The organism is Planctomycetota bacterium, from assembly GCA_038746835.1.
Lineage (GTDB): Bacteria > Planctomycetota > Phycisphaerae > Tepidisphaerales > Tepidisphaeraceae > JBCDKH01.
Genome location: JBCDKH010000263.1, coordinates 1 through 3,682 on the forward strand (window position 1 = coordinate 1; position 3,682 = coordinate 3,682).

Genomic DNA, 3,682 nt, shown 5'->3' on the forward strand with positions numbered 1-3,682 from the left:
CGAATCGCGTCGTCCACGAAAGTCAGCCGCCCGCGTCAGCGGGCGCTTCGGGGACCCAACACGCCCGCGGACGCGGGCGGCTCACTCTTGAGATTCCGAAGTCCGACTCCCCCTCATATTCGAGCGATGCGATGCACGCCGCCGCCAAGCGACGCGTCGCCCTGTCACCTAGTTGCCCGTGGCGGTCTCGGTGGCTTGCCAGCTTGGGTGCTGAAGCTCTGCAGATAGCTGACCCACATCGTGCTCAGTCCGTGCTCGAACGCACCATTGACAAGCGCGTCGACGTAGTTCTGCGTGGGCGGAATGTGAAATGCCTCCTGCTGCACGCCCTGGTACGTCCAGGCTTTGACGGCCGGGCCTCGTGTCATGGGCCGGACTTCGACTTCGATCCGCTTGTACACGCCGACGTCGTCGCCGCCCTCGACACGACGTCGAACTTTCTGGTCGAGAAGCGCCCAGTCCTTGTCCGACAGTTCAAAGACGGCCCCCGAGACGCTCTTGCCCGGGTCGTAGACGATGTCCGCCGTCCCGCCGCCCCAATACTCGCTGAAGACGGGGAAGGCCAGCCTGTAGTTGTCCAGAATCGCCGGCTTTCCGCCTCGAAGGCTGGGCGTCTTGTGCCCGAAGTGCTTCGCCCAGGCGGCGACGCTCTTCTGATCGAGGTTGGAGCCGTAGGCGAAATAGAGCATGGTTGAAGCTCGGTCGTGGTTGGCGCGACGACCGGTGGTGGCGCGGCATCGTTGAGCGACTGAAGCCCGCGGGAAAGTGCCGGACCAAAAACGTTTCGTGGTTCACCGGTTCAGGGCCACATTCCACCTGAAACGCCAATGCCACGGAATGGCCCGGTCATTGGACCCGTTGCCAGCACGGCTTATCCTGCGGCAACGATGCCCGCGACGCCGGAAAACACCGCAAACAATACCAAGTCTTCCGAAGCGTCCGCGCCCGAAATGCTGGTTCCGCCGGACCGAGTGGCCCACGTGGAGCGCGACGTCGCCCGCTACGCCAGTCACGTTCCGTCGTCGGTCCGGCACATCGACTGGGGCGAGATCTTCCCGGCCACCAAGCTGTTTCGCGGGTTTCGCGTCGCGGTCCACCCGAGCAAGCTGCTCCTGTCGCTTGTCGCGGCCTTGCTCATCTACGGCGGCACGCGTGGGCTCGACGGGCTGTTCGGCCTGCTGCCTCAGGCATGGCGGGCGGTGCCGGGAGAGCCCGCATTGTTCGAATCCGTCCGTTCGGGTGGCGGCGACTTCGACGAAGAGGTCGAGTCGGCACGACGGGCGCTCGAACGCCGACGCAACAACCTGCGCGAGTCGGCTGCGCTCGTCGTGGAGCGGCCAGTCGACGAGATCGGGCGCGGTGACCTCGTCGAGGCGGCTGAGAAGCGTCGCGACGAACGGCTTTCCAACCTCGCATCTGCACGCGATCGAGTGCTCGAGTCGGCCGACGTAGACGAGGCATCCATCGCCTCTGCGGAGCGGGCCTACGGGATCGGCGTTGCCGACACCTACGCGCTCGCTGCACGAGAGGTCGAGCGTGTCGAAGACCTCTACCCGCGCGGCGTCGGCATCACCCTGTACGACTACGAGACGCAGCAGCTCGATCGCCTCGTCGCAGCCGTGCTCGATGTCAACTTCATGGGCGAGGGCGGCGTCTTTGCCAGCCTGTATCGCGGCCTGTGGATCGGGCCGATGTGGGCCTTCTCACAGCACCCGCTCTACGCGGCGCTGCTGGGCATCTGGACGCTCGCCGTCCTCGCGGTCTTCGGCGGAGCGGTCGCCCGCTCGGCGGCGGTGCAGGTCGCCAGGGACGAGAAGATCAGCCTCCGGTCTGCCCTGCGGTTCAGCAGCGGCAAGTTCGTCAGCTTCCTGAGCGCTCCGCTCATCCCGGTGCTGGTCATTGTCGTGCTCGGACTGACGGCATCGCTCGCGGCGCTGCTGATGTCGCTCATCGGCCTCGTGCCTGGGCTCGGCTGGCTGGCAGACATCGGCATCGGACTGCTCGTGCCCATCGGGCTCATCGTCGGCCTGCTCATCACGCTTACCTTCATCGGCCTGGTCGGCGGCATCAGCCTGATGTACCCGACGATCGCGGTCGAGGGCACCGACTCCTTCGACGCGATCAGCCGAAGCTTCAGCTATCTCTTCGCTAAGCCGTGGCGCGTGGCTTGGTACGGACTCGTTGCCCTCGTCTACGGCGTGCTGACGTTCTTGGTGGTCCGACTGTTCCTGTGGATGGTTCTGATCGCAACGCGGGCGGCGCTGGGCGTCTTCGTCTTTCGCGAGGCCGCCGGGACGAACGTGCTCGACGCGCTCTGGCCGAAGCCCTCGCCGAATCAGTTCAGCTACGACATTCCGTTCAGCAACCTCACTTGGGGGCAAGACATCGCGGCCGTGCTCATCGCGATCACGGTGTTCGGCCTGCTATCGCTGCTGTGCGCATACGCCCTGTCGCTCTACGTTTCGATGGGAACGATCATCTACTACCTCCTGCGTCGCGAGGTCGATGCGACCGAGCCGGACGAGGTGTACCTCGACCCGGCCGACGAAGAGTTCGCCGGGCTTGCCGACGTCGCCGACGATCCGCTGGCGGAGCCCGAGCCTGCCGAGGTGGCCTCGAAGGAATCGGACGAGTAGCGGGAATAATCTCACCGCTCATGCCGACGTACGACTACCGCTGCGATGCCTGTGGCTTCGCGTTTGAGAAGTTTCAGAGCATCACGGCCGATCCGATCAGGAAGTGCCCGTCGTGCGGCAAGCTAAAGGTCCGCCGGCTCATCGGCACCGGGGCCGGCATCATCTTCAAGGGCGGCGGCTTCTACGAGACCGACTACCGCTCCGACAGCTACGCCAAAGACGCCAAGAACGACGCCGGCGATTCGAGCGAGAAGTCCTCGGACGGCAAGTCCGACAAGAGTGATGCCGGCAAGGCCGCCGCTGCGGACAAGCCCGCCGCCAAATCCGAGCCGGCCAAAGCTGAGCCAGCGAAAAAGCCAGCCGCCGAGACAGGGGCGAAGAAGTGACACGCTTGTCTGACGAACGTGACCGGCCGCGCTGCCCGATCTGCCGGCAACCCGCCGCCGCACCGCCGGTCGATGGCGGGCGTTCGCCCTACCCGTTCTGCTCGGACCGCTGCCGCCTTGCCGACCTGAATCGCTGGCTCGAAGGCGAGTACCAGATCCCGACCGACGACGATGATCTGGACGAAGCGACGCCGGACTTTGACGTTCCGTCACGCTGACCAGAGTCCCTTCTTCAGAGTGATCCAGAGGAAAGATCGTCTCGGGATCAAGAGTCTGTGATGGAGGGGCTTCGGCACGACGGTTCGTGTTCGACGGCGAGCCCCGAGCGTGAGCGAGTGGGTTCTGGACGTCCGCGGAAACCCACTCGCTGACGCGCGAAGCTCGCAGGAGGCGTGTGCCTCCGAGATCGACAAAGCGCTGACCTACTCGTCCTTCGCTGCCTTCTTGGTTGTCTTCTTCGCCGCCCTCTTGCGGGTCCGCTTGGCGGCCTTCTTCTTGGGTGCTTCGGCGTCGTCGTCTTTGGCCGTTGCCTTCTTGGTGGCTTTCTTGCGAGTCGCCTTTTTCGCAGCCTTCTTCGGAGCCTTCGCCTTGGCTTTGGGCTTCTCTTCCTCGGCTGGCGTCTCGCTCGGAACGGCGGATTCGACCACGATCGGTCGCGAC

The 3,682-nt window shown here is 65.0% G+C and carries 5 protein-coding genes; 3 read left to right on the forward strand and 2 right to left on the reverse strand.

All coding sequences use genetic code 11. The features are described 5' to 3' along the window. Positions 1 to 164: 164 nt before the first annotated feature. Positions 165 to 689 carry a gamma-glutamylcyclotransferase family protein gene (locus tag AAGI46_16285; GenBank protein ID MEM1013765.1) on the reverse strand — a complete coding sequence of 175 codons (525 nt, stop codon included), beginning with the start codon at positions 687 to 689 and terminating at the stop codon, positions 165 to 167. Positions 690 to 887: 198 nt separating this feature from the next. On the opposite strand from AAGI46_16285, the gene AAGI46_16290 reads away from it, so the two are divergent. The 3 genes from AAGI46_16290 to yacG are packed head-to-tail and all read left to right on the forward strand — an operon-like array spanning position 888 to position 3,240. Further along, positions 888 to 2,636, forward strand: a complete 1,749-nt coding sequence (locus tag AAGI46_16290; protein MEM1013766.1) for a hypothetical protein — start codon at positions 888 to 890, stop codon at positions 2,634 to 2,636. 20 nt (positions 2,637 to 2,656) lie between these two features. Then, complete coding sequence (locus AAGI46_16295; protein ID MEM1013767.1) at positions 2,657 to 3,022, forward strand: zinc ribbon domain-containing protein; 366 nt, start codon at positions 2,657 to 2,659, stop codon at positions 3,020 to 3,022. A 38-nt stretch (positions 3,023 to 3,060) separates the two neighbouring features. Next, positions 3,061 to 3,240, forward strand: coding sequence for a DNA gyrase inhibitor YacG (gene yacG, locus AAGI46_16300; GenBank protein ID MEM1013768.1), 180 nt, complete (start codon positions 3,061 to 3,063; stop codon positions 3,238 to 3,240). A gap of 204 nt (positions 3,241 to 3,444) precedes the next feature. Here yacG and AAGI46_16305 read toward each other — a convergent pair. Then, positions 3,445 to 3,682, reverse strand: a 238-nt coding sequence (locus AAGI46_16305; protein ID MEM1013769.1) for a hypothetical protein, incomplete at its 5' end; no start/stop codon positions are given.